General features: G+C 52.2%; 26 protein-coding genes. 13 read left to right on the top strand and 13 right to left on the bottom strand.

Translation table 11 applies throughout. The features are described from left to right. Positions 1–6 precede the first annotated feature (6 nt). The gene (gene dolP, locus OGV80_RS16280; protein ID WP_043017769.1) at positions 7–582 is read left to right on the top strand and encodes a division/outer membrane stress-associated lipid-binding lipoprotein; all 576 of its coding nucleotides are present in this window, start codon (positions 7–9) and stop codon (positions 580–582) included. A 92-nt stretch (positions 583–674) separates the two neighbouring features. On the opposite strand, the gene OGV80_RS16275 is transcribed toward dolP, so the two are convergent. Then, positions 675–1310 (bottom strand): NAD(P)H-binding protein, encoded by a 636-nt coding sequence (locus OGV80_RS16275; RefSeq protein WP_047408375.1) that lies wholly within the window; start codon positions 1308–1310, stop codon positions 675–677. Between the two features lie 128 nt (positions 1311–1438). Here OGV80_RS16275 and OGV80_RS16270 point away from each other — a divergent pair, with 128 nt between their 5' ends. Further along, positions 1439–1957, top strand: coding sequence for a type 1 glutamine amidotransferase domain-containing protein (locus OGV80_RS16270; RefSeq protein ID WP_047408372.1), 519 nt, complete (start codon positions 1439–1441; stop codon positions 1955–1957). Here the strand turns inward: OGV80_RS16270 and OGV80_RS16265 are convergent. Then, entirely contained in the window at positions 1937–2380 is a 444-nt protein-coding gene (locus OGV80_RS16265; RefSeq protein ID WP_047408370.1) for a YhbP family protein, read from the bottom strand. The genes OGV80_RS16270 and OGV80_RS16265 overlap by 21 nt on opposite strands. Before the next feature lie 52 nt (positions 2381–2432). Here OGV80_RS16265 and OGV80_RS16260 point away from each other — a divergent pair, with 52 nt between their 5' ends. After that, on the top strand, positions 2433–2732 hold the full coding sequence (locus OGV80_RS16260) for a GIY-YIG nuclease family protein (RefSeq protein WP_043017773.1): 300 nt from the start codon (positions 2433–2435) through the stop codon (positions 2730–2732). On the opposite strand, the gene OGV80_RS16255 is transcribed toward OGV80_RS16260, so the two are convergent. Next, positions 2719–3222 carry a GNAT family N-acetyltransferase gene (locus OGV80_RS16255; protein WP_003024966.1) on the bottom strand — a complete coding sequence of 168 codons (504 nt, stop codon included), beginning with the start codon at positions 3220–3222 and terminating at the stop codon, positions 2719–2721. The two genes, OGV80_RS16260 and OGV80_RS16255, sit on opposite strands and share 14 nt — an antisense overlap. Beyond that, on the bottom strand, positions 3216–3740 hold the full coding sequence (ubiT, locus tag OGV80_RS16250) for a ubiquinone anaerobic biosynthesis accessory factor UbiT (RefSeq protein ID WP_043017774.1): 525 nt from the start codon (positions 3738–3740) through the stop codon (positions 3216–3218). The genes OGV80_RS16255 and ubiT overlap by 7 nt, the downstream gene beginning before the upstream one ends. Before the next feature lie 220 nt (positions 3741–3960). Between ubiT and ubiU the strand changes: the two genes are divergently transcribed. The 10 genes from ubiU (at position 3961) to OGV80_RS16200 (ending at position 14367) form a co-directional block, all read left to right on the top strand. Further along, positions 3961–4956 carry a ubiquinone anaerobic biosynthesis protein UbiU gene (ubiU, locus tag OGV80_RS16245; RefSeq protein WP_016154661.1) on the top strand — a complete coding sequence of 332 codons (996 nt, stop codon included), beginning with the start codon at positions 3961–3963 and terminating at the stop codon, positions 4954–4956. An 8-nt stretch (positions 4957–4964) separates the two neighbouring features. Further along, positions 4965–5843, top strand: coding sequence for a U32 family peptidase (locus OGV80_RS16240; RefSeq protein ID WP_100194891.1), 879 nt, complete (start codon positions 4965–4967; stop codon positions 5841–5843). 512 nt (positions 5844–6355) lie between these two features. Continuing rightward, on the top strand, positions 6356–6913 hold the full coding sequence (locus OGV80_RS16235) for a fimbrial protein (protein WP_043017776.1): 558 nt from the start codon (positions 6356–6358) through the stop codon (positions 6911–6913). Between the two features lie 180 nt (positions 6914–7093). Further along, positions 7094–7804: a fimbria/pilus periplasmic chaperone gene (locus OGV80_RS16230; RefSeq protein ID WP_081375185.1), complete on the top strand. Its 711-nt coding sequence runs from the start codon at positions 7094–7096 to the stop codon at positions 7802–7804. Between the two features lie 38 nt (positions 7805–7842). Beyond that, positions 7843–10428 (top strand): fimbrial biogenesis usher protein, encoded by a 2586-nt coding sequence (locus OGV80_RS16225; protein ID WP_286515307.1) that lies wholly within the window; start codon positions 7843–7845, stop codon positions 10426–10428. Positions 10429–10934: 506 nt separating this feature from the next. Then, positions 10935–11483 carry a fimbrial protein gene (locus OGV80_RS16220; protein ID WP_286515306.1) on the top strand — a complete coding sequence of 183 codons (549 nt, stop codon included), beginning with the start codon at positions 10935–10937 and terminating at the stop codon, positions 11481–11483. A 20-nt stretch (positions 11484–11503) separates the two neighbouring features. After that, positions 11504–12025 carry a fimbrial protein gene (locus OGV80_RS16215; protein ID WP_080626044.1) on the top strand — a complete coding sequence of 174 codons (522 nt, stop codon included), beginning with the start codon at positions 11504–11506 and terminating at the stop codon, positions 12023–12025. A gap of 9 nt (positions 12026–12034) precedes the next feature. After that, the gene (locus OGV80_RS16210; RefSeq protein ID WP_052128040.1) at positions 12035–12568 is read left to right on the top strand and encodes a fimbrial protein; all 534 of its coding nucleotides are present in this window, start codon (positions 12035–12037) and stop codon (positions 12566–12568) included. Next, entirely contained in the window at positions 12561–13265 is a 705-nt protein-coding gene (locus OGV80_RS16205) for a fimbria/pilus periplasmic chaperone (protein ID WP_181231470.1), read from the top strand. Before OGV80_RS16210 ends, OGV80_RS16205 begins: the two co-directional genes overlap by 8 nt. Before the next feature lie 94 nt (positions 13266–13359). After that, positions 13360–14367 (top strand): luciferase-like monooxygenase, encoded by a 1008-nt coding sequence (locus tag OGV80_RS16200; RefSeq protein ID WP_286515301.1) that lies wholly within the window; start codon positions 13360–13362, stop codon positions 14365–14367. 88 nt (positions 14368–14455) lie between these two features. Here the strand turns inward: OGV80_RS16200 and mtr are convergent, their stop codons facing one another. From mtr to infB, 9 genes are all read right to left on the bottom strand, one after another. After that, on the bottom strand, positions 14456–15700 hold the full coding sequence (gene mtr, locus OGV80_RS16195; protein WP_043017782.1) for a tryptophan permease: 1245 nt from the start codon (positions 15698–15700) through the stop codon (positions 14456–14458). Positions 15701–15969: 269 nt separating this feature from the next. Then, complete coding sequence (locus OGV80_RS16190; RefSeq protein ID WP_003828643.1) at positions 15970–17898, bottom strand: DEAD/DEAH family ATP-dependent RNA helicase; 1929 nt, start codon at positions 17896–17898, stop codon at positions 15970–15972. After that, the gene (yrbN, locus tag OGV80_RS16185) at positions 17891–17971 is read right to left on the bottom strand and encodes a protein YrbN (protein ID WP_010723222.1); all 81 of its coding nucleotides are present in this window, start codon (positions 17969–17971) and stop codon (positions 17891–17893) included. The genes OGV80_RS16190 and yrbN overlap by 8 nt, the downstream gene beginning before the upstream one ends. Positions 17972–18077: 106 nt before the next feature. Then, positions 18078–18962, bottom strand: coding sequence for a lipoprotein NlpI (gene nlpI / locus OGV80_RS16180; protein ID WP_003024982.1), 885 nt, complete (start codon positions 18960–18962; stop codon positions 18078–18080). 109 nt (positions 18963–19071) lie between these two features. Continuing rightward, positions 19072–21204 carry a polyribonucleotide nucleotidyltransferase gene (pnp, locus tag OGV80_RS16175; RefSeq protein WP_200001382.1) on the bottom strand — a complete coding sequence of 711 codons (2133 nt, stop codon included), beginning with the start codon at positions 21202–21204 and terminating at the stop codon, positions 19072–19074. Positions 21205–21450: 246 nt separating this feature from the next. Next, positions 21451–21720 carry a 30S ribosomal protein S15 gene (rpsO, locus tag OGV80_RS16170; protein WP_000059465.1) on the bottom strand — a complete coding sequence of 90 codons (270 nt, stop codon included), beginning with the start codon at positions 21718–21720 and terminating at the stop codon, positions 21451–21453. Between the two features lie 273 nt (positions 21721–21993). After that, entirely contained in the window at positions 21994–22938 is a 945-nt protein-coding gene (gene truB, locus OGV80_RS16165; protein ID WP_087051126.1) for a tRNA pseudouridine(55) synthase TruB, read from the bottom strand. Then, positions 22938–23342 carry a 30S ribosome-binding factor RbfA gene (gene rbfA / locus OGV80_RS16160; RefSeq protein WP_003024988.1) on the bottom strand — a complete coding sequence of 135 codons (405 nt, stop codon included), beginning with the start codon at positions 23340–23342 and terminating at the stop codon, positions 22938–22940. Before rbfA ends, truB begins: the two co-directional genes overlap by 1 nt. Positions 23343–23488: 146 nt before the next feature. Continuing rightward, positions 23489–26179 carry a translation initiation factor IF-2 gene (gene infB, locus OGV80_RS16155; RefSeq protein ID WP_047408348.1) on the bottom strand — a complete coding sequence of 897 codons (2691 nt, stop codon included), beginning with the start codon at positions 26177–26179 and terminating at the stop codon, positions 23489–23491. Between the last annotated feature and the right edge of the window lie 19 nt (positions 26180–26198).

The following is a 26198-nucleotide window of genomic DNA, read 5'->3' as shown; positions in this document are numbered from 1 at the left end:
GTACACATGAAGGCATTTTCGCCGCTTGCTGTGATTATCGCTGCACTGCTGCTGCAAGGCTGTGTCGCTGCTGCCGTTGTCGGAACTGCTGCTGTCGGCACCAAAGCCGCGACGGATCCCCGCAGCGTCGGCACCCAGGTAGATGATGGAACCCTGGAATTACGTGTCAATACGGCGTTGTCGAAAGATGCCCAAATCAAGAAGGAAACGCGAATCAACGTGAGCGCGTATCAGGGTAAAGTGCTGCTGGTTGGTCAGTCGCCGAATAGCGAACTGTCTGCGCGGGCAAAACAGATTGCGATGGGCGTAGAAGGTACGACTGAGGTCTTTAATGAGATCCGTCAGGGCCAGCCAATTGGCTTGGGCGATGCGTCCAACGATACCTGGATCACCACCAAAGTACGTTCCCAGTTGCTGACCAGCGATCAGGTGAAATCCTCTAATGTGAAAGTCACCACCGAAAACGGGGAAGTGTTCCTGTTGGGTCTGGTAACTGAGCGTGAAGCGAAGGCGGCGGCGGACATCGCCAGCCGGGTAAGCGGCGTGAAACGCGTCACTACGGCCTTTACGTTTATTAAGTAATACAGATGCCGGATAGCGACGCATGGGCGTCTTATCCGGCCTACAGGCATAATCGTTTGTAGGTCAGATAAACGCCAGCGCCATCCGGCATTTTATTTGGCCCTTTCGCGTAGCTCGGAAGAGGTCAGGATCGAAACCCCTTCATGCCCAGGCGCCAGTGCCTCCGCCAGCATTGCCCGCGCAACATCGCGTGCTTCAATCGACTTCCAGTTACCCGGCAGCAGCCTGAACAACGGCGCTAAAAACATCTCATTCGTCCGCTGTTTGTCCCTATCCCCCAGTAGCATTGAAGGTCGGACAATCGTCAGCCGTGGCCAATTCTGCGCGATCAGCGCCTGCTCCATTTCACCTTTCACCCGGTTATAGAAAAACGGTGAATTCGCATTGGCGCCCATCGAACTCACCACCAGCATATGCTGGGCGCCTAACCGGCGTCCCGTCAGGGCCGTATCCACCACCAGCGTATAGTCAGCATGGATAAACGCCTCTTTGCTGCCCGCTTCACGTCGGGTGGTCCCCAGGCAACAAAAGACAATATCGACCGGTTCGGTAACCTGCGCCAGAGCATCGGTTAGCTGCGGATCATGGGGGTTATAGATGCCAACCGTATCAGCCAGCGGTCGACGCGTTGGTGCCGTGATGGCATTGATCCGGGGTTCATTGAGCAGCATACGCAGCAAATTTCCGCCTACCAGCCCCGTTGCGCCCGTTATTAACACCTGACTCATCCTCGCTCCTTTACAGATTTGTCCGTCTTGCGCTCTCAGCCTCAGCGACCAGACTTAATAGTTCGTGAGGTAATTATCCATCAACATGGAAATTCTGCCTCATCCGCATGCCATTCAACGGAGGAAACATGAGCAAGAAAATTGCCGTTTTAATCACTGATGAGTTTGAAGATTCAGAATTTACATCGCCAGCTGCAGAATTTCGTCAGGCCGGGCATGAAGTCATCACCATTGAAAAACAGGCGGGCAAAACGGTGAAGGGGAAAAAAGGAGAGGCCAGCGTAACCATCGACAAAGCGATCGAAGATGTACGCCCTTCTGATTTTGACGCCCTGCTGTTGCCTGGCGGTCACTCACCGGATTACCTGCGCGGTGACGAGCGTTTCGTGACCTTTACCCGGGATTTTGTTAACAGCGGCAAACCGGTGTTTGCTATCTGCCACGGTCCACAGCTGCTTATCAGCGCGGATGTCATTCGCGGACGTAAGCTTACCGCTGTGAAGCCTATCATCATCGATGTGAAAAACGCCGGCGCCGAATTTTACGATCAGGAAATGGTGAATGATAACGATCAGTTGGTAACCAGCCGTACCCCAGACGATCTCCCGGCGTTTAACCGTGAGGCATTACGTATTCTCGGCGCGTGAGTCACGTAGCCAGAGCATCTTTTTACCGAAGCCCAGCGTGTTGTCCGTGAATTTGACTTCATCCAGTCGAATCTCCCACACGGGCGCAGGCAGCATTCTGGCGACGGGGAAACGGCGGTTGTAGGCCTTACGCGCAACTTCGCTCTCTTGCCCTTCAAGACGCCGGATTTCCCCTTTGAACTGTACGCCACGAATCAGGGCGACCGTTTTGGGCTGACCATTTACCGTGCCGGCAATCGGTGCGCGGGGTCCGGACATCTGCGCATGGCGCGTTTTCTCTTCAGTCAGCACATAAAACACCATCTTCTGCGCATCAAACAGGTAAAACGCATTGGCGCACCATAATTCACCTTCATGATGTACGCACCAGGTCACGACGTGCTGCTTTGCCAGCCAGCGGGTCACCGCAGTCAGTGTTTCCATTTCTGTTCTCTTTTATACTGTAGGCCTGAAAATTATCACGTCGATGGTGACAATGACACCCTGGTATCTGTACCTGATCCGTACCGCGGACAACGCCTTATACACCGGAATAACCACCGATGTGCAACGCCGCTATAAGCAGCATCAAAGTGGGAAAGGCGCGAAGGCGCTACGCGGAAAGGGGGAACTCACGTTGGCATTTGCGGCGCAGGTTGGCGACCGTTCGCTGGCCCTGCGCATAGAGTATCGCGTCAAACAGCTCACCAAGCGGCAGAAAGAGCGCCTTGTCGAAGGCGAAGGGTTTGAGGCGCTACTGAGCAGCCTGCAAACCCCGGAGCTTAAAAACGATTGAAGTGGTCGTGGTATTCCACAAGGCCCGTCACGCCTTCCAGCGCATCGTCCGCCAGGCGATGAACCTGGAACGCGCTTTCGGTGCCCGGCCAGCGGCAGCGCAGGTCATGATGTGCTGCCAGCTCAAAGCCAAAGCGGCTGTACAGTGCTGGATCCCCCAGTGTGACCACCGCGGCGTAGCCAAACTCGTTCAGTGAATCGAGTCCTTCATAGACCAGCTGACGCGCCAGCCCCTGCCCCCGGTAGTTTTCATCCACCGCGAGCGGCGCCATGCCGACCCATTGCAGATCTTCGCCCTGAACATCGACAGGACTAAACGCGACGTAACCCACTACCTGACCTTCGTCATCAGTCGCAACCAGACCCAGCGTTAAGAAGCCATCTTCACGCAGGTCGTGCACTAATTTCGCTTCCGCATCGCTCTCAAATGAACGGCGCAGCAGCGCATCAATACCAGGGGCATCAATGGGAATTTCAACTCGAATCAGCATGGCTCACCTACCGAAGTCTGTTTGGTTTCTGGCGGCGTTTTCATCCCCGCCTCAACAAAATCCGCCAACTGCATCAGCATGACGCGCAACGCTTTAGGCATCTGATCCAGTTCGATGGCGTCCATCAGATTTTTTACATACAGCCCTAATTCTGTATCACCTTCAATCACCAGGCGACGCTGGAAGAAAAGCGTATCCGGATCCTGCTTGCGCGCCGCGATCATCAGCAGATCGCTGGCATCGGCGCTAAAACTTACATCCGCATCTGCATTCTGGCTGACAATAAGTTTATCGTTCTCAACAGAGGTATACCATTTGAGGCCAATGTCACGCACATGAATGCTCAGCCAGCGGCCGTCGAGAAACTCCAGCTCCCCATCGGCCAGCGCCTGACTAAACTGCCAGCTCAGGACCTGTTCCAGAACCTGGCGCTTTAGCGCAAAGGGCGTCAGTTTAACCGGTACACTCATCAGAGAAGGACCAAAATGTACTAAGCGTGAACGCAGTTTATCCAACACGAGCTTTACTCCCTGTTTCAATAGTCCTGCTATTTTGCCATATCAAATAAACGACATAGCGGCATAAATCAACAATTCGCTACGAAATTGTTACCTCTTTATTGGTGTCACCAATACGACTTTAACTGCCTCAAATCAAAAATTGTCTCAGCAAGGTTAACTAAAATCCCTCTTCGTTAACATTTCTGCGCCCTTCACGGCGCAACGTTCAGGATAAATTATGGAGCTGCTCTGCCCTGCCGGAAACCTCCCGGCGCTTAAGGCGGCCATCGAGAACGGCGCTGATGCTGTCTACATCGGGCTGAAAGATGATACCAACGCCCGTCATTTCGCCGGCCTTAATTTTACCGAGAAAAAATTGCAGGAAGCGGTGAGTTTTGTTCATCAGCACCGCCGTAAGCTGCACATCGCGATTAACACCTTTGCGCATCCGGATGGTTACGCGCGCTGGCAACGTGCCGTGGATATGGCGGCGCAACTGGGTGCAGATGCGCTAATCCTCGCCGACCTCGCCATGCTTGAGTATGCCGCAGAGCGCTACCCGCATATTGAGCGCCATGTCTCTGTTCAGGCATCTGCAACCAATGAAGAGGCGATTAATTTCTATCATCGCAACTTTGACGTCGCCCGCGTGGTGTTGCCGCGCGTGCTGTCTATTCATCAGGTGAAGCAGCTCGCTCGCGTCACGCCAGTTCCCCTGGAAGTGTTCGCCTTTGGCAGCCTGTGCATTATGGCGGAAGGCCGTTGCTATCTTTCGTCCTATCTGACGGGCGAGTCGCCTAACACGGTTGGCGCCTGTTCTCCAGCCCGTTTTGTACGCTGGCAGCAAACCCAGCAAGGGCTGGAATCCCGCCTTAATGAAGTGCTGATCGACCGCTATCAGGACGGAGAAAACGCGGGTTATCCCACGCTGTGTAAAGGCCGTTATCTGGTTGACGGCGAGCGCTATCATGCGCTGGAAGAACCCACCAGCCTGAATACGCTGGAGCTGCTGCCGGAGCTGCTGGCGGCCAATATTGCCTCGGTGAAAATCGAGGGGCGTCAGCGTAGTCCGGCTTACGTTAGCCAGGTGGCGAAAGTGTGGCGTCAGGCGATCGACCGCTGTATGGCCGACCCGCAAAACTACGCCCCACAGGCCGCGTGGATGGAAACGCTCGGTTCAATGTCCGAAGGCACGCAGACCACGCTTGGCGCGTATCACCGTAAATGGCAGTGAGAGAAGCAATGAAATATTCCTTAGGGCCGGTGCTGTGGTACTGGCCAAAAGAAACGCTGGAAGATTTTTATCAGCAGGCCGCCGTAAGCCAGGCCGACGTTATCTATCTTGGCGAAGCGGTATGCAGTAAACGCCGTGCCACCAAAGTGGGCGACTGGCTGGATATGGCGAAATCATTGGCCGGTAGCGGCAAGCAGGTGGTGCTTTCGACCCTCGCGCTGGTGCAGGCATCGTCGGAGCTGGGCGAACTCAAACGCTATGTTGAAAACGGCGATTTTCTGGTGGAAGCCAGCGATCTTGGCGTGGTAAACATGTGCGCCGAGCGTAAGCTGCCGTTTGTCGCCGGACATGCGCTCAACTGCTACAACGCGGTAACCCTGCGTTTGCTGCTCAAACAAGGTATGGTGCGCTGGTGTATGCCGGTAGAACTGTCCCGCGACTGGCTGGTAAATCTGCTCGACCAGTGTGATGAGCTGGGTATTCGCAATCAGTTTGAAGTAGAGGTGCTGAGCTACGGGCATCTGCCGCTGGCGTACTCTGCACGCTGCTTTACCGCACGCTCTGAGGACCGTCCGAAGGACGAGTGTGAAACCTGCTGCATCAAGTACCCGAACGGGCGCGATGTACTGTCGCAGGAGAATCAGCAGGTCTTTGTCCTCAACGGGATCCAGACCATGAGCGGCTATGTTTACAACCTTGGCAACGAGCTGACGTCGATGCAGGGGCTGGTTGATATTGTGCGTCTGTCCCCTTCTGGCACGGAAACATTCGCCATGCTTGATGCCTTCCGCGCCAATGAAAATGGTACGGCCCCATTACCGCTTGCCGCCCACAGTGACTGCAACGGCTACTGGAAACGACTGGCAGGGCTGGAGTTACTAACTTAAATTCAACAAGTTGCTGATAATTTAATCGTGCCGGATATTTAACATCTCAATATTTGGCACTATTTTAGTAAGCGTTATAAATACTTTCCTGCATATTATTTTAATTAATTAGCTCCTCTATTAATAACATTCTGACATTATTTTTATTAGCCATCACCACGTAAATACATTCTAATAAAACATATAGCCCCCCACAGCCATCCACTCAACAAATACAACCGAAGCTATGCACTACCTTTATTGCGAGAAAAAGACAATATATAACAACAACATAAGACATCCAATTAACACAAAAAAAATGAAATGTACAACCATTATTTTGACAATCGATATTAAGTTTAAATACGTTTATAAATATTACCATGCAAATAAAATCACCCAGCTTGAGATGTAATCTTAAACTTAAATTAGATTATTTAAGATTCTCGAACAGGAATGGAAAAGAATATTTAAATGGAAATACATATAATATTCAATCCTGGATGTATTTAATTCGTAGTCAGGAAATATCTATGAACAAGAAGTTAATTGCGACCGTATTTGCTACCTCTTTGAGTCTTTTTGGAATGACCTCTGCGCAAGCAGAAGAAACAGCGACAGATGTCACTGCACCGGGTGGCACTGTACATTTTGTTGGGCAGGTAGTGAATGCGGGCTGCTCTGTAGCCTCTGATTCTCTCGATTTTACCGTTTACCTTGACCAGGTTCGTGCAACGCATTTAGCCACAGCAGGCACAGCTGCCGGTCAGCCAAAAAGCTTTGAAATTCACCTGGTAGATTGCGACGCCAGCATTGTTAAAACTGCGGCCGTCACCTTCACCGGCCAGACTGACGCTGATGTACCGGCTGCACTGGCGAATACCGCAGGCGCAGGCGCGGCTAAACACGTTGCACTGCAACTGTACGGACCGGACAGCAAAGCCGTTGATATGGGCGTAAAATCAAGCTCTATCGCCGTACTGGATGGTGAAAACACCATTCCGATGAGCGTTGACTACATTGCCACCGACGCCGCAGGCGAAGCGGGTAGCGTAGAAGCCACCGCAACATTCCACATGAACTACGCGTAATGTAGTTCAGCCTTTGCCGCTTTGCGCAATGATGGCGCAGAGTGGCACTGACTCTCCCCATGGACCGAAGCGTTTTCTGTTATAGCGCCCCCGGATTTATTTAATCCATTAGCTTATACAGGCTTCGCGTCCATTTATATTGCACTTCTGAATGTTATTTTTGATATAAAGGAATATGTCATGGTTATCTCATTTGCTAATAGAAAGCAGACCGTTAAAATAGGTTTAGTCCACATGACCGTGGGCGCGTTATCAATAATTTCTTTTGCCGCCAGCGCCGGGGGCGTTTCACTTGGCGCAACGCGCATTGTCTACCCCTTGACTGCGCAACAGGTTTCACTGCCCGTCAGAAACTCTGATAGCCAAAATACGTTTTTAATTAAGTCATGGGTGTCCAATCCGGATGACACTAAATCTGATGAATTTGTCGTAACGCCACCGCTTTTTTCCATTTCGGCAAAACATGAAAATATCGTACGTATCATGTATATCGGTAAACCACTACCGACCGATCGCGAAACAGTATTCTATTTTAACAGTAAAGCCATACCACCGGTTGCCAAAGAAAAGATTAAGCAAAATACCTTACAGATTGCCACTCAAAGCACAATCAAACTGTTTATGCGCCCGGAAAATTTAGCCAGCGCGTCGGTAGATGCCCCGCGCACTCTGCGTTGTAGTATTGCAGGCGGAAAGGCCAGCATGAACAACCCTTCCCCCTATTACGTTACGCTGGTTAATTTCCGTATCGGCGAAAACAAAATCAAAAATACGATGTTGGCGCCGATGTCCACCAGCAGCGTCGACTTTTCCGGCAAGGGTGGCAGCATAAAATTTCAGACGGTAAATGATTTTGGCGCACTGACGCCAGAACAAACATGCAACAGTTAAAAATAATATAACTATTTATAATGATGTGGCTGATATAAATGCAAACAAACTTTTATATTAATAAATTTAAAATCGCACCTCTGACAACAGCACTCATCGCTGTCTTCACGTCATTCTTTACGGAGGCAGAGAATTATTTCAACCCGGCATTTTTTTCAGACGATCCGGACGCGGTAGCCGATCTCTCGCGTTTTACAAACAACGGCGCACAAACGCCTGGTACCTATCGGGTAGATATCTATCTTAATGAAACGTTCACCGGCACCCGCGACGTCGAGTTTAGAGAATCCAGAGATCCTCAAAGCCATCAGCTGCAGCCTTGTCTGTCGGTCGACTACTTGCAAAAAATTGGCATTAATAATAAATCCCCCGGGTTTGCGTCGATAAAAGACGAGTCGTGCGTTGACCTCAGTATCGCTATCCCCGATGCCGCAAGCGAATTTGAGTTTGAAAAACTCCGCCTCAATCTTTCTATTCCGCAAATTGCACTGAGTAATAATGCCAGAGGATACATCCCGCCGGAGCAATGGGACGAAGGGATTAACGCCCTGCTGGTCAACTACAATTTTTCAGGCTCAAACAGTCGCGACGGCAGCGGAGAAAGCAGCGGCGCCAACAGTAACTATTTTCTGGCGCTAAACAGCGGGGCCAACATTGGTCCGTGGCGCTTACGCGATAACTCAACGTGGAGTAAATCGACCACCAGCAGCAAATGGCAACATATTAATACCTATCTTCAACGCACCGTGATTCCCTTAAAAAGCGAACTCACTATTGGGGATGGTTACACCTCATCAGAGCTCTTCGACAGTCTGAACTTTCGTGGCGCACAACTCTCTTCCGATGAGAATATGTTACCCGACAGCCTGAAAGGCTTTGCGCCAACAATACGCGGGATCGCGCAAAGTAACGCCCAGGTTACCGTCAGGCAAAATAATTACATTATTTATCAAACTTACGTCGCGCCAGGGGCTTTTGAAATTACCGATCTCTACCCTACTTCATCGGGCGGTGATTTGGTCGTAGAAGTGAAAGAATCGGATGGCAGAATATCCAGCTACAGCGTACCGTATTCAGCGGTGCCGCTTTTACAGCGCGAAGGCAGGATCAAATATTCGGCGATTGTCGGACGCTCAAGAACAAACAGTTCGCAACAGGAAGAAACGGATTTCGGCCAGTTCTCTCTCAGTTGGGGATTGCCGCACGGTTGGACGTTATACGGCGGCGGTCAGCTGTCCTCCACTTACACCGCGTCGGCACTGGGTTTCGGTGTCAATATGGGCGATTTTGGCGCCGTCTCGCTGGATCTGACGCATGCGCAAAGCGAACTGGCTGATAACAGTCGCCATACCGGGCAATCGCTGCGTTTTCTCTACGCAAAATCACTCAACAACATCGGCACTAACTTCCAGCTGTTAGGCTATCGCTACTCCACCTCTGGGTTTTATACCTTTAGCGATACCACTTATAAAAAGATGGATGGATACACATCCGACCCTGATGACGAAGATGACGATCAGCCTGTATGGGTAAATTACTATAACCTCTATTATTCAAAGCGAGGAAAGGTACAGGTTAATATCTCTCAGCAGCTAAACGGCTATGGCTCCCTTTATTTGTCCGGTAGCAAACAGAGCTACTGGCATACCGATGAAACCAACTCATTATTCCAGATTGGCTACAATACCCAATGGCATAATATGAACATCGGCCTGAGTTATAATTATACCCAATCGCCAGGCCAGCCAAATGCCGATCAAATTGTTGCGCTGAATATTTCCCTGCCGCTTGGCTGGTGGTTGAGCCCCGGCGGCGTTTCACCAACCCAGCGCACTAACTCCATGTTCGCCACACTTAGCACCAGTACCGATAAAGACGGACATACCACGCAAAACGCGGGGGTCAGTGGGTCGCTGCTTGAGGCCAACAATCTGAACTATAACCTGCAGCAAGGGTATGGCAACCAGGGAACCGGCGCCAGTGGAATGGCCAGCCTGAATTACAAAGGCGCGTATAGCGACGTTAACGTGGGATATAACTATAGTGATAACGGAAACTACCAACAGGTTAACTATGGGCTTTCAGGGGGCATTGTGGCGCATGCCGCAGGCATTACGCTCAGCCAGCCGTTGGGCAACACCAATATTCTGGTCGCTATTCCGGGCGCAGAAAATGTTCCGGTAGAAAACAACGAGGGCATAAAAACCGACTGGCGCGGCTATACGGTTATTCCGTATGCCAACGTCTATCGTCAGAACCGAATCGCCCTGGATATTAACGCTCTTGGCGATGATATGGATATCGATGATGCCGTCGTACAGGTTATTCCAACCCATGGCGCCTTAGTCAGAGCTGATTTTAAAGCGCGGATCGGACATCGGGTCTTGGTTACGCTGAAATACCACAATAAACCCGTTCCATTTGGCGCGACCGTGACCCACGACGACACTGAAAGCAGCAGTATCGTTGGCGATGACGGCGTCGTGTATCTTGCCGGGCTGCCGCCGCAAGGGGGGTTAAATGTGCAATGGGGAACCGGTAGCGATGCCCGGTGCCATGCAACCTATGCGCTTGATGCTAACGCTATTCGCCCCGTTAATAAAATTACCGCTCGGTGTATATAATGAAAAAATATCCTCTTCATCTCTTTCTAAAAATAACCGCAACGCTGTTATTTCTCGGCACCATCTCCGAATGCTACGCCGCATATCCAAACAATGCCTGCGGCCCGGCAAACGGTAGTACGACAACAAGTTACGTCTTTAATGTCAATTCAACCATCACCAATCCAGAGGACAACAGAGCGGGTGCCTTGCCACCTGTCACTGAATCCAGCAGCGGTCAATTCTCACTATATTGCCAATGTGACCCAACGCTGTATCCCAATGGGGTAGTCACGCATCAATGGACAACCAGCCCGTTGGACATCTTTACCACAGCAAATGGATTAACTTTTTACAATATCAATGAATACATTGCGGCCGCGATAGAGATAAAGGATGAAGGTAATGGTACTTACTACCCTGTTCCATGGAACAACCATTATATTCCCAAAGATGACGGGACATATCCCTGTAACACGGCAGGCGATGAATATCATACCGGGAACCATGTCCGGGTAACGTTTTATATGAAGCGATCCTTTGTCGGCCAGGTCAATATTCCCTCAACCATTATGGCCCAGCTCTGGTATACCGTGACGGATACCTTTATTCCCGGTGAGGCAACAGCAAGCCTGTCAATAAATGGTACGGTGACCGTACCTGAAAGCTGCGAAATTAACGCCGGACAAATACTTACCGTCGAGTTGGGTCAAACGTGGGCCGGTAGCTTTAAAACGCCGGGACAAAAGCCCAAGGGTTATACACCGAAAACCCTTTCCATCCCGGTGCAGTGTAATGATATGGCCTCTACGGCGAATCTGGAATGGCGTATGGTCGCCACCCCTTCGGCAGAATACCCGGATGCCATCCAGTCCAGCAACAACGGGATTGGCGTGGTTGTGGCGGATATGCAGGGAACAACAATCCCACCGGAAACCGGCAAGATCCTGCTGACGCTGAATGATACCTACGCGACGACCATTAACGTGCAGGCCTGGCCGGTGAAAACCATTGAGGGCACCCCTGAAGCGGGCAGCTATAACGCGGTGACCACCATGCGTATTGATTTTCAGTAACCCGCTACGGATAAGCAGAAATGAAAAAATGGATGATCTTTCTGGTCGCCGGTTTGGCCAGTACCGCGCAGGCGGAAAACGAAGTGCCAAACTTAACGTTTAACGGCTCGATTATTGCCGAAGGCTGCGATGTAGCGGTAGCCAGCGAAAATCAGACGGTACATATCGGCGACTTCTCAGTTGCCGTATTTTCCGGTACAGGCAGCGTAAGTTCAGCGAAGAATTTTGAGATTAATCTGGAAAACTGCGTTGGTAAAGGCAGTATTACTTTTTCAGGTGAGTCCAATACGGATAACGGCGCGCTCCTCGCACTCACCAACGCAACTGGTGAAGGCGACAGGGCTTCAGGTGTGGCAATTGAAATATTGGATTTAAATTCAGGTGCACCGCAACCCCTGCCTCTTGGGCAAGCCAGCAGTTTATATACATTGAAGTCCGGTGATAACACTCTCCGCTACCAGTTGCGCTATAAGGCCACTCAGAATGTGGTAACGCCGGGTAGTGCCAATGCGGTGATGTATTTCGATATGCTCTATCAGTGAGGCAGAGGAATGACAAAATATCTTTTTATCCTGTTTTCTGCTTTATCGCTGGGCCACATTTCAATTGCTTTCGCCGACGATCACAGCGGAACCATCAATATCACGGGTTCGATTAACGCTCATACCTGTGAAGTCGCTGCCGCATCGAAAGATTTTACCGTTGCCCTTGGGCAGTTTCATCCGCAAGATTTTCTTCAGACGGGTGCCGTAACCTCCATGCAGGGATTTATCATCACCCTGGAAAAATGTGCATATGAAGTCACGACGGCGACGGTCACATTCAATGGTGAATCCGACACCGACCGTCCGGAGCTGCTAAAAGTGGATGCTTCAGCCGAAAGCGCTACCGGGCTTGCTGTGGCAATTTTAGACAGCAACAGAGCGATTATCCCATTAAAAACCGAGAGCCCCGCTTATACGTTAAGTTCTAATTCGGTACAAATCTTTGACCTGCAATTTTATGCCCAGTATATCTCCACCCGCACGATTGTAACGCCGGGCGATGCCGGTGCCACCGCCACCTTCCAACTGCACTATGAATAATTATTACGTCGTTATTGCTTTGCTACTGTTCGGGAGTAGCTGCGGTGGCCATGCTGGCGTCGTTGCTGGTGGCACACGGTTTATTTTTGATGCCGATGCCGGCAGTCTGTCCATCACCTTAAAAAATACCGACAGCGCAACCTGGCTGGTCAAAAGCAGCATTAATAACACGCTACAATGGCCCGGGGCCGAACCGATCCACGGGATGACGCCTTTTACTGTAACGCCGCCCCTTTTTGCGCTTGCGGGAGAAAAAGAAAATAAGATTCGGATAGTTAAAACCGCAGAGGATTTACCCGTCGACCGTGAAAGCCTGTATGAATTGCTGATCACCGCCATTCCTTCTGGAAAAATGGAAAAGAACTCGGTACAGGTCGCCCTGCGCTCACGTTATAAACTCATTTATCGTCCTCCTGGGCTATCTGGGATCCCAGAGCAAGCATACCAGCAGATTCACTGGCAGTGGCGACAGGACGGGTCGTTGGAGATCGGCAATCCGACCCCTTATTATGTGACGCTGACATCGGTGCGAGTGAATGGGAATATTGAAGAGAATGCCGGGGTTGTCGCCCCATTTAGTCAGCGTTCTGTTTCCTGGTGCCAAAATACAACCCTATGCAAAGTACAGTGGCGAACGCTGGATGATGTGGGTAAAGAACTCACCGCAATGAATATCACATTGACACAAGCGCCATGATTAATCCCCAATGATAAACAGCTCACTTTGTTAACAACATTCGCTAATCTTTAATGCAGTATTAAAAGATTAACCGGTAACAAAGTGAGCCGTTATGACTGACAAAACTATTCCGTTCTCGGTGCTGGATCTGGCGCCGATCCCTGAAGGATCTTCAGCAAAAGAGGCCTTCACGCACTCGCTTGATCTCGCTCAACTGGCCGAAAAACGCGGTTACCAACGTTATTGGCTGGCAGAGCATCACAACATGACCGGCATCGCCAGCGCCGCTACCTCAGTGCTGATTGGCTATCTGGCTGCTAATACCACCACGCTGCATCTCGGGTCTGGCGGCGTTATGCTGCCCAACCATTCGCCGCTGGTTATCGCCGAGCAGTTTGGCACCCTGAACACGCTGTATCCGGGACGCATCGATCTCGGGCTTGGCCGTGCGCCAGGGAGCGATCAGCCGACGATGCGCGCACTGCGCCGCCATATGAGTGGTGATATTGATAACTTCCCACGCGACGTAGCTGAACTGGTGGACTGGTTCGACGCCCGCGATCCGAATCCCCATGTACGCCCGGTTCCAGGCTATGGCGAGCAGATCCCGGTCTGGTTATTAGGTTCCAGCCTGTACAGCGCACAGCTGGCGGCTCAGCTGGGTTTGCCGTTTGCCTTCGCCTCGCACTTTGCTCCGGATATGCTGCACCAGGCACTGCATCTGTATCGCAGCCAATTCAAGCCCTCAGCGCGGCTGGCAAAGCCGTATGCGATGGTGTGCATCAACATCATAGCCGCCGACAGCAATCGCGACGCCGAGTTTCTTTTCACCTCCATGCAGCAGGCATTTGTGAAACTGCGTCGTGGCGAAACCGGCCAGCTACCGCCGCCGGTAGAGAATATGCATCAGCTGTGGTCCGCTTCTGAGCAGTACGGCGTACAACAGGCGCTGAGTATGTCGCTGGTCGGTGATAAGGCAAAAGTGCGGCATGGTCTCGAGGCGATTTTGCGTGAAACCCAGGCTAATGAGATTATGGTTAACGGCCAGATTTTTGATCATCAGGCACGTCTACATTCGTTTGATTTGGCGATGGGCGTGAAAGAAGAGTTGCTGGTGTAGCGCGGTTTGTGCCGGATGGCGGCTGCGCCTTATCCGGCCGACTCAATCTCTGTAGGCCCGGTAAGCATAGCGCCACCGGGCAATTGTTCTACTGGTACACCGGCAGCAGGTTAACGCTCGACAGAATATGGATAACCGCGTTACCGATACCGAACACCAGGATCAGCGCAATCATCGGCTTGCCGCCCCAGACGCGGAATTTCGGGCTACCGAAACGCTCGCGTGATTTACGTGCCAGCAGCGCCGGAACAATAGCGGCCCAGATGGTTGCCGCGAGTCCTGCATAGCCAATGGCGTACAGGAAACCGTTCGGCCACAGCAGGCCACCGATAATTGGCGGAACAAACGTCAGCAATGCCGTTTTAAAACGTCCCATTGCCGAGTCATCAAAGCCAAACAGATCCGCCAGATAGTCAAACAGACCGAGCGTAACGCCGAGGAATGAACTCGCCACCGCAAAGTTGGAGAACACCACCAGCAGCAGATCCAGACTGCGGCTGTTTAGTACGCCGCTCAGCGCCTGGACCAGCACATCAATGTTACCGCCTTGCTGTGCAATACCAATAAATTCCGGACGCGGAATATTACCCATCGTCCCCAGCAACCATACGGTATACAGCACCAGCGCCAGCAGCGTGCCGTACACCAGACACTTAACGATGGTCTTCGGATCTTTGCCGTAGTACTTCATCAGGCTCGGGACATTGCCGTGATAGCCAAATGAGGCCAGACAGAACGGCAGCGTCATCAGCAGGTACGGCGTATACGAAGCGTTGCTCTGCGCCACATTAAACAATGTTGCTGGCTGTACGTGCCCCAGCAGACTGCCGAAGGTCAGGAAAAAGGTAATCACCTTCGCGCCCAGCACAATTGCCGTCATGCGGCTAACCGCTTTGGTACTTAACCACACCACAAACGCCACCAGCAGCGCGAAGCCAAGACCTGCCGCACGCGCCGGAACGTTCAACGACAGCTCCGAGAAGGTGTGGTGCAGAATCGATCCGCTCGCCGAGATATACGCGTAGGTCAGGATATAGAGAACGAAGGCGATCGAGATGCCGTTCACAACGTTCCAGCCTTTGCCCAGCAGATCTTTCGTGATGGTATCGAAGCTCGAACCAATGCGGTAATTGAGGTTAGCTTCGAGGATCATCAGCCCGGAGTGCAGCATGCAGAACCAGGTGAAGATCAGTGCCGCCATTGACCAGAAGAACCACGCCCCGGACATGACCACAGGCAGAGAAAACATCCCCGCGCCAATAATGGTGCCGCCGATGATCACCACGCCGCCGAGCAGCGAAGGTGACGTTTGGGTGGTGGTTAGTGTTGCCATTTAGCCATCTCTCCAGTGTATTTCCCCGTCATATTTCAAGCTGTAGATGCGTTGGCTGCACTCCGCCATCCCAGTCACTTACTTAAGTAAGCTCCCGGAATGTCCTCGTTTGCCGCCTTCCTACAACTCGAATTATTTAGGGTAACAATTAGCTAATACAGTTTAATGTGCTGCACTGTACCAGTACACGAGTACAAATGAAATAAAAAAAGCCCCAATCATTTCGATCGGGGCTGTATATATTACTTTACGCTGTTAAACCGTGAGGTTTATGCGTCACCGCCGAAACGACGACGACCAGCAGAGTCATCACGACGCGGAGCAGAAGAATCGTCACGACGCGGGCCACGGTTGCCTTCACGACGTTCGCCGCTGAAACGACGACCATCGCCACGACCGCCTTCACGACGTTCGCCGCTAAAGTTACGACCTTCACCGCGACCGCCTTCACGACGCTCACCGCTGAAACGGCCACCGCCACGACGCTCGCCACCGGTGTGCGGAACTGCATCGCCAACCAGCTGCATATTCATCGGCTTGTTCAGGATGCGAGTACGGGTAAAGTGCTGCAGCACGTCGCCCGGCATACCTTTCGGCAGTTCGATGGTGGAGTGGGAAGCAAACAGCTTGATGTTACCGATGTAACGGCTGCTGATATCGCCTTCGTTAGCAATCGCACCAACGATATGACGAACTTCAACACCGTCATCACGACCCACTTCAATGCGGTACAGCTGCATATCGCCAACGTCACGACGTTCACGACGCGGACGGTCTTCACCACCACGGTCATTACGGTCACGCGGGCCACGATCGTTGCGGTCACGCGGGCCACGGTCATCACGGTCGCGGAATTCGCGTTTCGGACGCATCGGCGCATCTGGCGGCAGGATCAGCGGACGTTCGCCCTGAGCCATCTTCAGCAGTGCTGCTGCCAGGGTTTCGATATCCAGCTCTTCTTCCGGCTGCATTTTCGCCAGCAGAGCACGGTACTGATCCAGATCGCTGCTTTCCAGCTGCTGCTGTACTTTAGCAGCGAATTTTTCCAGACGGCGTTTGCCCAGCAGGTCTGCGTTCGGCAGTTCTACTTCCGGAATAGTCAGCTTCATGGTGCGTTCGATGTTACGCAGCAGACGACGCTCGCGGTTCTCAACGAACAGCAGCGCACGACCCGCACGACCCGCACGACCGGTACGGCCGATACGGTGAACGTAAGACTCGGAATCCATCGGGATGTCGTAGTTAACAACCAGGCTGATACGCTCAACGTCCAGGCCACGGGCCGCAACGTCGGTTGCAATCAGAATATCCAGACGGCCATCTTTCAGACGCTCCAGAGTCTGCTCACGCAGAGACTGGTTCATGTCGCCGTTCAGTGCAGCGCTGCTATAACCGCTACGCTCCAGCGCTTCTGCCACTTCCAGGGTCGCATTTTTGGTACGAACGAAGATAATCGCCGCATCAAAATCTTCTGCTTCCAGGAAACGCACCAGCGCTTCATTTTTACGCATGCCCCATACAGTCCAGTAGCTCTGGCTGATGTCAGGACGGGTAGTAACGCTGGACTGGATGCGTACTTCCTGCGGCTCTTTCATAAAGCGGCGGGTAATACGACGAATCGCTTCCGGCATAGTCGCGGAGAACAGAGCGGTCTGATGACCTTCCGGGATCTGCGCCATAATGGTTTCAACGTCTTCGATGAAGCCCATACGCAGCATTTCGTCAGCTTCGTCCAGCACCAGACCGCTCAGTTTGGAGAGGTCCAGAGTACCGCGCTTCAGGTGATCCAGCAGACGACCCGGCGTACCGACGACGATCTGTGGTCCCTGACGCAGGGCACGTAATTGCACGTCATAACGCTGGCCGCCGTACAGGGCAACCACGTTCACGCCGCGCATGTGTTTAGAGAAATCCGTCATGGCTTCTGCAACCTGAACCGCCAGTTCGCGGGTCGGTGCCAGCACCAGAATCTGAGGTGCCTTCAGCTCAGGATCAAGATTGTTGAGCAGCGGTAAAGAGAACGCTGCAGTTTTGCCGCTACCCGTCTGGGCCATACCCAGAACATCGCGGCCGCCCAGCAGATGCGGAATGCACTCTGCCTGGATTGGAGATGGTTTTTCGTAACCCAGATCGTTAAGGGCTTCAAGGATAGGAGCCTTCAGGCCCAGATCTGCAAAAGTGGTTTCGAATTCAGCCATGTAGTACGTGTGCCTCAAAATTAATGGCGGCCAGTCTACATAACTCATCATGAAATTGATCTGCAATTTTCATTGAAAAGTGTGAACCGGCTCAAAGTAGGTGTATTAACGAACAACAACGCCCTCACCCGTGAAGGTGATGGCAATCAAAAAAGATTACGGGCTGATGTGTACGTCAGCTATTGCTGGTCCGATTCTGCCAGGTCATCTTGGTCCTGGCCCAGGAGCGATAATTCCAACAATGCGTATCGGTGCTCAACAAAGTTATGAACGTTGTTAGCCACCGCCAGTTTGAACAATGCCGTAGCGTTGTCCAAATCCCCCAGACTTAGGTAGTACTTACCTAAATAGAAGTTGGTTTCACTGAGATGCTCAGCGAGCGAGGTGTTATCCGTTGCGTCCGCCTTCAGGCGTTCCATCAGCGTTGCTTCGCTAATGTTGCCCAGGTAGAACTCGACAATGTTCCATCCCCATTGCTCTTTATCCGATTTCTCAAAGCGTTGCTTCAACGCTTCTTTAGCCTGCTTCTCATCGAGCTTCTGCTCGGCAAGATAAAGCCACAGACTACGGAAAGGATCATTGGGATCGTCTTGATAAAACGCTAGCAGATCATCTTGCGCTAACTTGTCGCGACCGCCGTAATACAATGCGATACCGCGATTTAAGTGCGCGTAGTTGTAAGTTGGATCAAGCTCAAGTACAGAATCAAACGCTTCATAGGCAGCATCAAAATTGCCTGCCTGCGTTAAATATATACCTAAGTAATTGAATACTTCAGGCATATCTGGCCGGATTGCCAGCGCTTGTGAAAAATCATTTCGCGCCAGTGCCCTCAGACCGAGACTATCATACAACACTCCGCGCTCATATAAAAGCTGTGCGCGTTCATCATCGGTTAAAGCCCGACTGGCAAGAATTTGTTCCATACGTGCCAGAATCACTTCCTGCTGCAAAGTCGGTTGCAATGGTACTGCGAGGACTTCACTCTTACGCCAGGCGGAATTACTGCATCCAGCCAGCGTGAGTGCTGTCGCAACGAAACACCAGCGCAAAAAAGGCTTCATTTCCCACTCCCGAAGACAACGATTGAATGAACGTCCAGGTTCCCCGGTTGCTAACAAGGCATCCTGCCGGGTTAAAAGCCCTCCGCTTTCACGGAGGGCAATGGCAACCTTACTCGCCCTGGCTTGCCGGAGCTTCCGGTTCGCCTGCAGGCTGAGACTGCTCAGTTGCTTCTTTAATGCTCAGACGTACACGGCCCTGGCGATCAACTTCCAGAACTTTGACCGGTACTTCCTGACCCATCTGCAGGTAGTCAGTCACTTTCTCTACGCGCTTGTCAGCGATCTGAGAGATGTGTACCAGACCTTCTTTACCGCCACCGATGGCAACGAATGCGCCAAAGTCAACGATACGGGTCACTTTACCATTGTAGATACGGCCTACTTCGATCTCTGCGGTGATTTCTTCGATACGACGGATAGCATATTTCGCTTTCTCGCCGTCGGTCGCAGCAATCTTCACAGTACCATCATCTTCGATTTCAATGGTGGTGCCGGTTTCTTCGGTCAGAGCACGGATAACAGAACCGCCTTTACCGATAACGTCTTTGATCTTGTCCGGGCTGATCTTGATAGTGTGGATACGCGGAGCGAACTGAGAAATGTCGCCACGCGGTGCGTTGATCGCTTGCTCCATCACACCCAGGATGTGCAGACGCGCACCTTTAGCCTGGTTCAGAGCAACCTGCATGATCTCTTTGGTGATACCTTCAATTTTGATATCCATCTGCAGTGCAGAGATACCGTCGCGGGAACCCGCCACTTTGAAGTCCATATCGCCCAGGTGGTCTTCGTCACCCAGGATGTCAGACAGAACAACATAGTTGTCGCCTTCTTTCACCAGACCCATCGCGATGCCCGCAACGGCCGCTTTGATCGGCACGCCTGCGTCCATCAGCGCCAGGGAAGCGCCGCATACGGAAGCCATGGAAGAAGAACCGTTAGATTCGGTGATTTCAGAAACCACACGCACGGTGTACGGGAATTTATCCAGTTCCGGCATCACTGCCAGCACGCCACGCTTCGCCAGACGACCGTGACCAATCTCACGACGCTTCGGAGAACCGACCATACCGGTTTCGCCTACGCAGTACGGAGGGAAGTTGTAGTGGAACAGGAAGTTGTCAGTACGCTCGCCCATCAGTTCGTCGAGGTTCTGTGCATCACGCGTGGTGCCCAGGGTCGCAGTAACCAGCGCCTGAGTTTCGCCACGGGTGAACAGCGCGGAACCGTGGGTACGCGGCAGAACGCCAGTACGCACGTCCAGGCCACGGATCATGTCTTTTTCACGGCCATCGATGCGCGGCTCGCCTGCCAGTACGCGGCTACGAACAACATTTTTCTCGATAGCGTGCAGGATTTCACCCAGTTCGTTAGCGTCCAGGGTTTCGTCTTCAGCCACCAGAGTCGCGATGGTTTCAGATTTGATCACGTCAACCTGAGCATAACGCTCTTGTTTGTCGGTGATACGGTAAGCATCGCTCAGGCGAGCTTCTGCCAGTGCGGCAACGCGAGCATTCAGCGCTTCGTTGACGGCTTCTGGCTGCCAGTCCCAACGCGGTTTGCCGGCTTCTTTCGCCAGCTCGTTGATAGCCTGAATAACAACCTGCTGCTGTTCGTGACCGAATACTACAGCGCCCAGCATCTGGTCTTCGCTCAGCAGTTCAGCTTCGGATTCAACCATCAGTACGGCAGCTTCAGTACCCGCAACAACCAGGTCCAGCTTGCTTTCTTTCAGTTCGTCCTGAGTCGGGTTCAGTACGTACTGGTCATTGATGTAACCAACACGTGCAGCACCGATCGGGCCGTTGAATGGGATACCAGACAGAGTCAGCGCAGCAGATGCGCCAATCATTGCTACGATGTCCGGGTTAACCTGCGGGTTAACGGAAACAACGGTCGCGATAACCTGAACTTCGTTAACGAAACCTTCAGGGAACAGCGGGCGAACCGGGCGGTCAATCAGACGCGCGATCAGGGTTTCGCCTTCGCTCGGACGGCCTTCACGACGGAAGAAGCTACCCGGGATACGGCCAGCAGCGTAGGTACGCTCCTGATAGTTAACGGTCAGCGGGAAAAAGTCCTGGCCTGGTTTCGCTTTTTTCTGGCCAACAACGGTAACGAATACCGCGGTGTCATCCATGCTAACCATAACAGCGGCAGTCGCCTGACGCGCCATCATGCCGGTTTCCAGCGTAACGGTATGCTGACCATACTGGAATTTACGAACGATCGGATTAAGCAAAATAATATCCTTTCTCTATTTTTTTGACGGCACATTTTGCGCCATCGTTAATACCCGATCTTCTGCGCATCCTCGCGACTAATGACAACCCTAACCCATAAGCATGAGTAAAGCCTCTCATTAGCCGCGCGAACCTCTGCAACGGAAGATCATTCATAGCAACAATACATTAGTTTCCAGCGAATTGCTGCCATCTGCTGGAAAAAAGGGGCCATGAAGGCCCCCTCTTTCTGAAACTCGAAAGAATTAGCGACGCAGACCCAGACGCTCGATCAGCGCGGTGTAACGTGCAACATCTTTACGTTTCAGGTAGTCGAGCAGTTTACGACGCTGAGAAACCATGCGCAGCAGACCACGACGGCTGTGGTGATCTTTTTTGTGCTCTGCAAAGTGGCCCTGCAGGTGGTTAATCTGTGCAGTCAACAGTGCAACCTGAACATCGGTAGAACCGGTGTCGTTTGCATCACGACCAAACTCAGAAACGATTTTAGCGGTAGCTTCAGTACTTAGAGACATTTTAAAACTCCAAAGTGTTAAGAATGAAAGGATGCCGATCTCTAATTCAGCTATCCCAGTGTATACACTTTATCCTTCAAACTGACTCTGCGTTGGCTGCGTCCGCTCACCTCAGTCACTTACCTAAGTAAGCTCCTGAGGATTCTCAGACTTGCCGCCTTGATGCAGCTCGAATGATTTTGTGTATACGTCGCGTAGATTGTTAAACAATTTACGCGACGTTAAGCGGCAGTATTCTACTCGCAGCGCCCTTTTATCGCAAGACAGAGAGCGCTATGCAGGATACTCAACCACCAGGCGACGGGGGGCGACACGACCTTCATCGTCCATCTCCCCCATGCCGATAAACTTGCCGTCATCGCCTTCCGTCACGCGCACCAGTCCTTCCAGCGGCGCGCCTGACGTCCGTACCGGGTTACCATTTTTAAAGTAAACCGAGGATGTTAAAGGCAAATTAACAACAGGATAGTCCGATGCTGGACTGTCCATTGGCATCAGCAAAGGATCAAGCAGCTGTGCCGCCGGAATGTTCTGCTGCTCGGCCTGTTCAACCAGGTCACGCAGATGTTCCAGCGTCACCATTCGATCCACCGGATACTTGCTGACCGTCAAACGACGCAGATACGTGACGTGCGCGCCGCAGCCCAACTTCTCACCGAGATCGTCAATGATGGTACGAATATAGGTGCCTTTGGAACAGTGAACTTCCAGTTCCAGTTCGTTACCTTCATGGCGAATAAACAGCAGCTCATAGACGGTAATCGGGCGCGCTTCACGCGGCACTTCAATGCCCTGACGCGCATATTCGTACAGCTTCTTACCCTGATACTTCAGCGCCGAATACATCGACGGAATCTGCTCGATATCGCCGCGGAAAGTCTCCAGCGCGTTTGCAAGCTGCTCTGCAGTGAAGGTTACCGGGCGCTCCTGCACGATTTGCCCATCGGCATCGGAGGTATCAGTACGCTGGCCCAGACGGGCAACCACACGATAGCGTTTGTCGGAATCCAGTAAATACTGTGAAAACTTAGTCGCTTCACCGAGGCAGATAGGCAGCATGCCTGTCGCCAGCGGATCCAACGCGCCGGTATGTCCCGCGCGGTTGGCATTGTAGATGCGCTTTACTTTTTGCAGTACATCATTGCTGGACATGCCCTGCGGTTTATCCAGCAGCAGAACTCCGTGAATATCGCGACCACGACGACGAGGACGACTCATCAGTCCTCCTTGCTGTCGTCCGCTGGGTTCACACGACGCTCATCGTCATGTTTCACCACGCTGGTCACCAGATTGGACATGCGCATCCCTTCAACCAACGAGTTGTCGTAGAAGAAGGTCAGCTCAGGCACGATGCGCAGGCGCATTGCTTTACCCAGCAGAGAGCGGATAAAGCCAGAGGCTTCCTGCAGTGCCTTAATGCCGTTTTTCACGGCAGCTTCGTCCTGATCGTTCAGGAAAGTCACGAATACTTTGGCATAAGCCAGGTCACGGGACATCTCAACGCCCGATACGGTGGTCATCATACCAACACGCGGGTCTTTGATTTCGCGTTGCAGGATGAGTGCGATCTCTTTCTGCATCTCTTGCGCGACACGCTGCGGGCGACCAAATTCTTTCGCCATAATAAATTCTCCAGAATAAAGACAAAAAAGGGGCCATAAGCCCCTTTTTAAATTTCTTGCCGGGTGGCGCTTCGCTTACCCGGCCAACACCTAATCATCTTCTAAGGATTTTGGGCTGCAAATTGCGGCCCAAAAGACGACGAAGATTAAGCGATGGTACGTTTGATCTCGATGATCTCGAACACTTCGATCATATCGCCAACGCGAACGTCGTTGTAGTTCTTCACGCCGATACCACATTCCATACCGTTACGGACTTCGTTGACGTCATCTTTGAAGCGGCGCAGGGATTCCAGCTCGCCTTCATAGATAACCACGTTGTCGCGCAGTACGCGGATTGGGTTGTGACGTTTAATCGTGCCTTCGGTAACCATACAGCCTGCGATAGCGCCGAATTTCGGTGATTTGAACACATCACGAACTTCAGCCAGACCAATGATCTGCTGTTTCAGTTCCGGAGACAGCATGCCGCTCATCGCTGCTTTCACTTCGTCGATCAGATGATAGATGACGGAGTAGTAACGCAGATCCAGGCTTTCTGATTCGATAACTTTACGTGCAGAGGCATCAGCACGTACGTTAAAGCCAACCAGAATCGCGTTGGATGCCGCAGCCAGGGTCGCGTCGGTTTCGGTGATACCACCTACGCCAGAACCGATGATCTTCACTTTTACTTCGTCGGTAGACAGTTTCAGTAAAGAGTCGGAAATCGCTTCTACAGAACCCTGAACATCGGCCTTCAGGACGATGTTCACTTCGTGAACTTCGCCTTCGGTCATGTTAGCGAACATGTTCTCGAGTTTAGATTTCTGCTGACGAGCCAGTTTAACTTCACGGAATTTGCCCTGACGGTACAGTGCAACTTCACGGGCTTTCTTCTCGTCACGAACAACGGTAACTTCGTCACCCGCAGCCGGAACACCGGACAGACCGAGGATTTCCACCGGAATGGACGGACCCGCTTCCAGTACTTCCTGACCCAGTTCGTTACGCATCGCACGAACGCGGCCGTATTCGAAACCACACAGAACGATATCGCCCTTGTTCAGGGTACCTTCGCGAACCAGGACGGTAGCAACCGGGCCACGACCTTTATCCAGGAAGGATTCGATAACCGCGCCGCTCGCCATACCTTTACGGATAGCTTTCAGTTCCAGTACTTCGGCCTGCAGCAGGATAGCATCCAGCAGTTCGTCGATACCGGTACCCGCTTTCGCAGAAACGTGAACGAACTGGCTCTCGCCGCCCCACTCTTCCGGCATGATGCCGTACTGGGACAGTTCGTTTTTAACGCGATCTGGATCCGCTTCCGGTTTATCGATTTTGTTGACTGCAACAACGACCGGCACACCTGCCGCTTTCGCGTGCTGGATAGCTTCGATAGTCTGCGGCATCACGCCGTCGTCTGCTGCAACAACCAGAACAACGATATCCGTTGCCTGAGCACCACGAGCACGCATGGAGGTAAACGCGGCGTGACCCGGGGTGTCCAGGAAGGTGATCATACCGTTGTCAGTTTCAACGTGGTACGCACCGATGTGCTGAGTAATGCCGCCCGCTTCACCAGAGGCCACTTTCGTTGAACGAATGTAGTCCAGCAGAGACGTTTTACCGTGGTCAACGTGACCCATGATGGTCACTACCGGTGCGCGCGGTTCAGCCGCAGCGCCGGTGTCACGATCGCTCATTACTGCTTCTTCCAGCTCGTTTTCACGACGCAGGATAACTTTGTGGCCCATCTCTTCGGCAACCAGCTGCGCGGTTTCCTGGTCGATGACCTGGTTGATAGTCGCCATTGCGCCCAGTTTCATCATCGCTTTGATGACCTGAGAGCCTTTGACCGCCATCTTGTTCGCCAGATCGCCAACGGTGATGGTTTCGCCGATCACAACGTCACGGTTAACGGCCTGAGCTGGCTTCTGGAAGCCCTGCTGCAGAGCGGAACCTTTACGCTGCTTACCGCCTTTACCGCCGCGAACCGCTGCACGTGCTTCTTCACGGTCAGCTTTAGATTCAGCGTGTTTGTTGCCTTTCTTCGCCGGACGCGCTGCTTTAGTGCTGCGAGTACGACCACGACCGCCTTCAACTTCACGATCGTTCTCGTCTTCAGCCTGGCGAGCATGCTGGGAAGTGGTGACGTGATAATCGCTGGTATCTTCAACAGGTTCAGCGTTATTCACACCATTTTTCTCGTTTTCTTCCGCCATACGGCGAGCTTCTTCCGCTACGCGGCGCGCTTCTTCTTCAAGCTTGCGACGTGCTTCTTCTTCCGCTTTACGCTTCAGTTCTGCGGCTTCATTTTCACGGCGGGCTTTTTCGGCCTGGGCGGTTTTAGTCATATCGTCGGTCTGTTGATTGCTCACTTTGTCTTTTTCCGCAGCTTCACGTTTCGCTTTATCAGCGGCTTCACGCTTAGCTTGTTCTGCGGCCTCACGTTCGGCTTTTTGTTGCGCCTCGCGTTTGGCAGCTTCTTCTGCCTCACGACGGGCTTGCTCTTCCGCTTCACGCTGCGCCTGCTCTTCCGCGGCAAGGCGTTCAGCCTCTTGCGGATCGCGTTTCACAAAGGTGCGTGTCTTGCGGACTTCGATTTGTACCGATTTACTTTTTCCACCGGTACCTGGAATATTGAGAGTACTGCGCGTTTTACGCTGCAATGTCAACTTATCCGGCGCTGAGCCGTTCTCACGGTTCAGATGCGCCAGTAAGGTTTGTTTCTCTTGTGCGGACACAGAGTCGTCAGCAGACTTCCGGATACCTGCATCAGCAAATTGCTGTACCAGGCGATCCACGGAGGTCTGTATCTCTGCAGCCAGCGTTTTTACGGTTACATCTGTCATACTGTTCCTTCCTGCTACA

It is taken from the genome of Citrobacter sp. Ce119 (assembly GCF_030334525.1).
GTDB lineage: Bacteria > Pseudomonadota > Gammaproteobacteria > Enterobacterales > Enterobacteriaceae > Citrobacter > Citrobacter europaeus.
Note: the sequence above shows the minus strand (reverse complement) of the source record. Positions and strands in the feature narration are given on the sequence as shown.

Coding starts and splice junctions, on each gene's coding strand:
- dolP (WP_043017769.1), top strand. CDS start 7: ATGAAGGCATTTTCGCCGCTTGCTGTGATTATCGCTGCACTGCTGCTG.
- OGV80_RS16275 (WP_047408375.1), bottom strand. CDS start 1,310: ATGAGTCAGGTGTTAATAACGGGCGCAACGGGGCTGGTAGGCGGAAAT.
- OGV80_RS16270 (WP_047408372.1), top strand. CDS start 1,439: ATGAGCAAGAAAATTGCCGTTTTAATCACTGATGAGTTTGAAGATTCA.
- OGV80_RS16265 (WP_047408370.1), bottom strand. CDS start 2,380: ATGGAAACACTGACTGCGGTGACCCGCTGGCTGGCAAAGCAGCACGTC.
- OGV80_RS16260 (WP_043017773.1), top strand. CDS start 2,433: ATGACACCCTGGTATCTGTACCTGATCCGTACCGCGGACAACGCCTTA.
- OGV80_RS16255 (WP_003024966.1), bottom strand. CDS start 3,222: ATGCTGATTCGAGTTGAAATTCCCATTGATGCCCCTGGTATTGATGCG.
- ubiU (WP_016154661.1), top strand. CDS start 3,961: ATGGAGCTGCTCTGCCCTGCCGGAAACCTCCCGGCGCTTAAGGCGGCC.
- OGV80_RS16240 (WP_100194891.1), top strand. CDS start 4,965: ATGAAATATTCCTTAGGGCCGGTGCTGTGGTACTGGCCAAAAGAAACG.
- OGV80_RS16235 (WP_043017776.1), top strand. CDS start 6,356: ATGAACAAGAAGTTAATTGCGACCGTATTTGCTACCTCTTTGAGTCTT.
- OGV80_RS16230 (WP_081375185.1), top strand. CDS start 7,094: ATGGTTATCTCATTTGCTAATAGAAAGCAGACCGTTAAAATAGGTTTA.
- OGV80_RS16225 (WP_286515307.1), top strand. CDS start 7,843: ATGCAAACAAACTTTTATATTAATAAATTTAAAATCGCACCTCTGACA.
- OGV80_RS16220 (WP_286515306.1), top strand. CDS start 10,935: ATGAAGCGATCCTTTGTCGGCCAGGTCAATATTCCCTCAACCATTATG.
- OGV80_RS16215 (WP_080626044.1), top strand. CDS start 11,504: ATGAAAAAATGGATGATCTTTCTGGTCGCCGGTTTGGCCAGTACCGCG.
- OGV80_RS16210 (WP_052128040.1), top strand. CDS start 12,035: ATGACAAAATATCTTTTTATCCTGTTTTCTGCTTTATCGCTGGGCCAC.
- OGV80_RS16205 (WP_181231470.1), top strand. CDS start 12,561: ATGAATAATTATTACGTCGTTATTGCTTTGCTACTGTTCGGGAGTAGC.
- OGV80_RS16200 (WP_286515301.1), top strand. CDS start 13,360: ATGACTGACAAAACTATTCCGTTCTCGGTGCTGGATCTGGCGCCGATC.
- mtr (WP_043017782.1), bottom strand. CDS start 15,700: ATGGCAACACTAACCACCACCCAAACGTCACCTTCGCTGCTCGGCGGC.
- OGV80_RS16190 (WP_003828643.1), bottom strand. CDS start 17,898: ATGGCTGAATTCGAAACCACTTTTGCAGATCTGGGCCTGAAGGCTCCT.
- yrbN (WP_010723222.1), bottom strand. CDS start 17,971: ATGAAAATTGCAGATCAATTTCATGATGAGTTATGTAGACTGGCCGCC.
- nlpI (WP_003024982.1), bottom strand. CDS start 18,962: ATGAAGCCTTTTTTGCGCTGGTGTTTCGTTGCGACAGCACTCACGCTG.
- rpsO (WP_000059465.1), bottom strand. CDS start 21,720: ATGTCTCTAAGTACTGAAGCTACCGCTAAAATCGTTTCTGAGTTTGGT.
- truB (WP_087051126.1), bottom strand. CDS start 22,938: ATGAGTCGTCCTCGTCGTCGTGGTCGCGATATTCACGGAGTTCTGCTG.
- rbfA (WP_003024988.1), bottom strand. CDS start 23,342: ATGGCGAAAGAATTTGGTCGCCCGCAGCGTGTCGCGCAAGAGATGCAG.
- infB (WP_047408348.1), bottom strand. CDS start 26,179: ATGACAGATGTAACCGTAAAAACGCTGGCTGCAGAGATACAGACCTCC.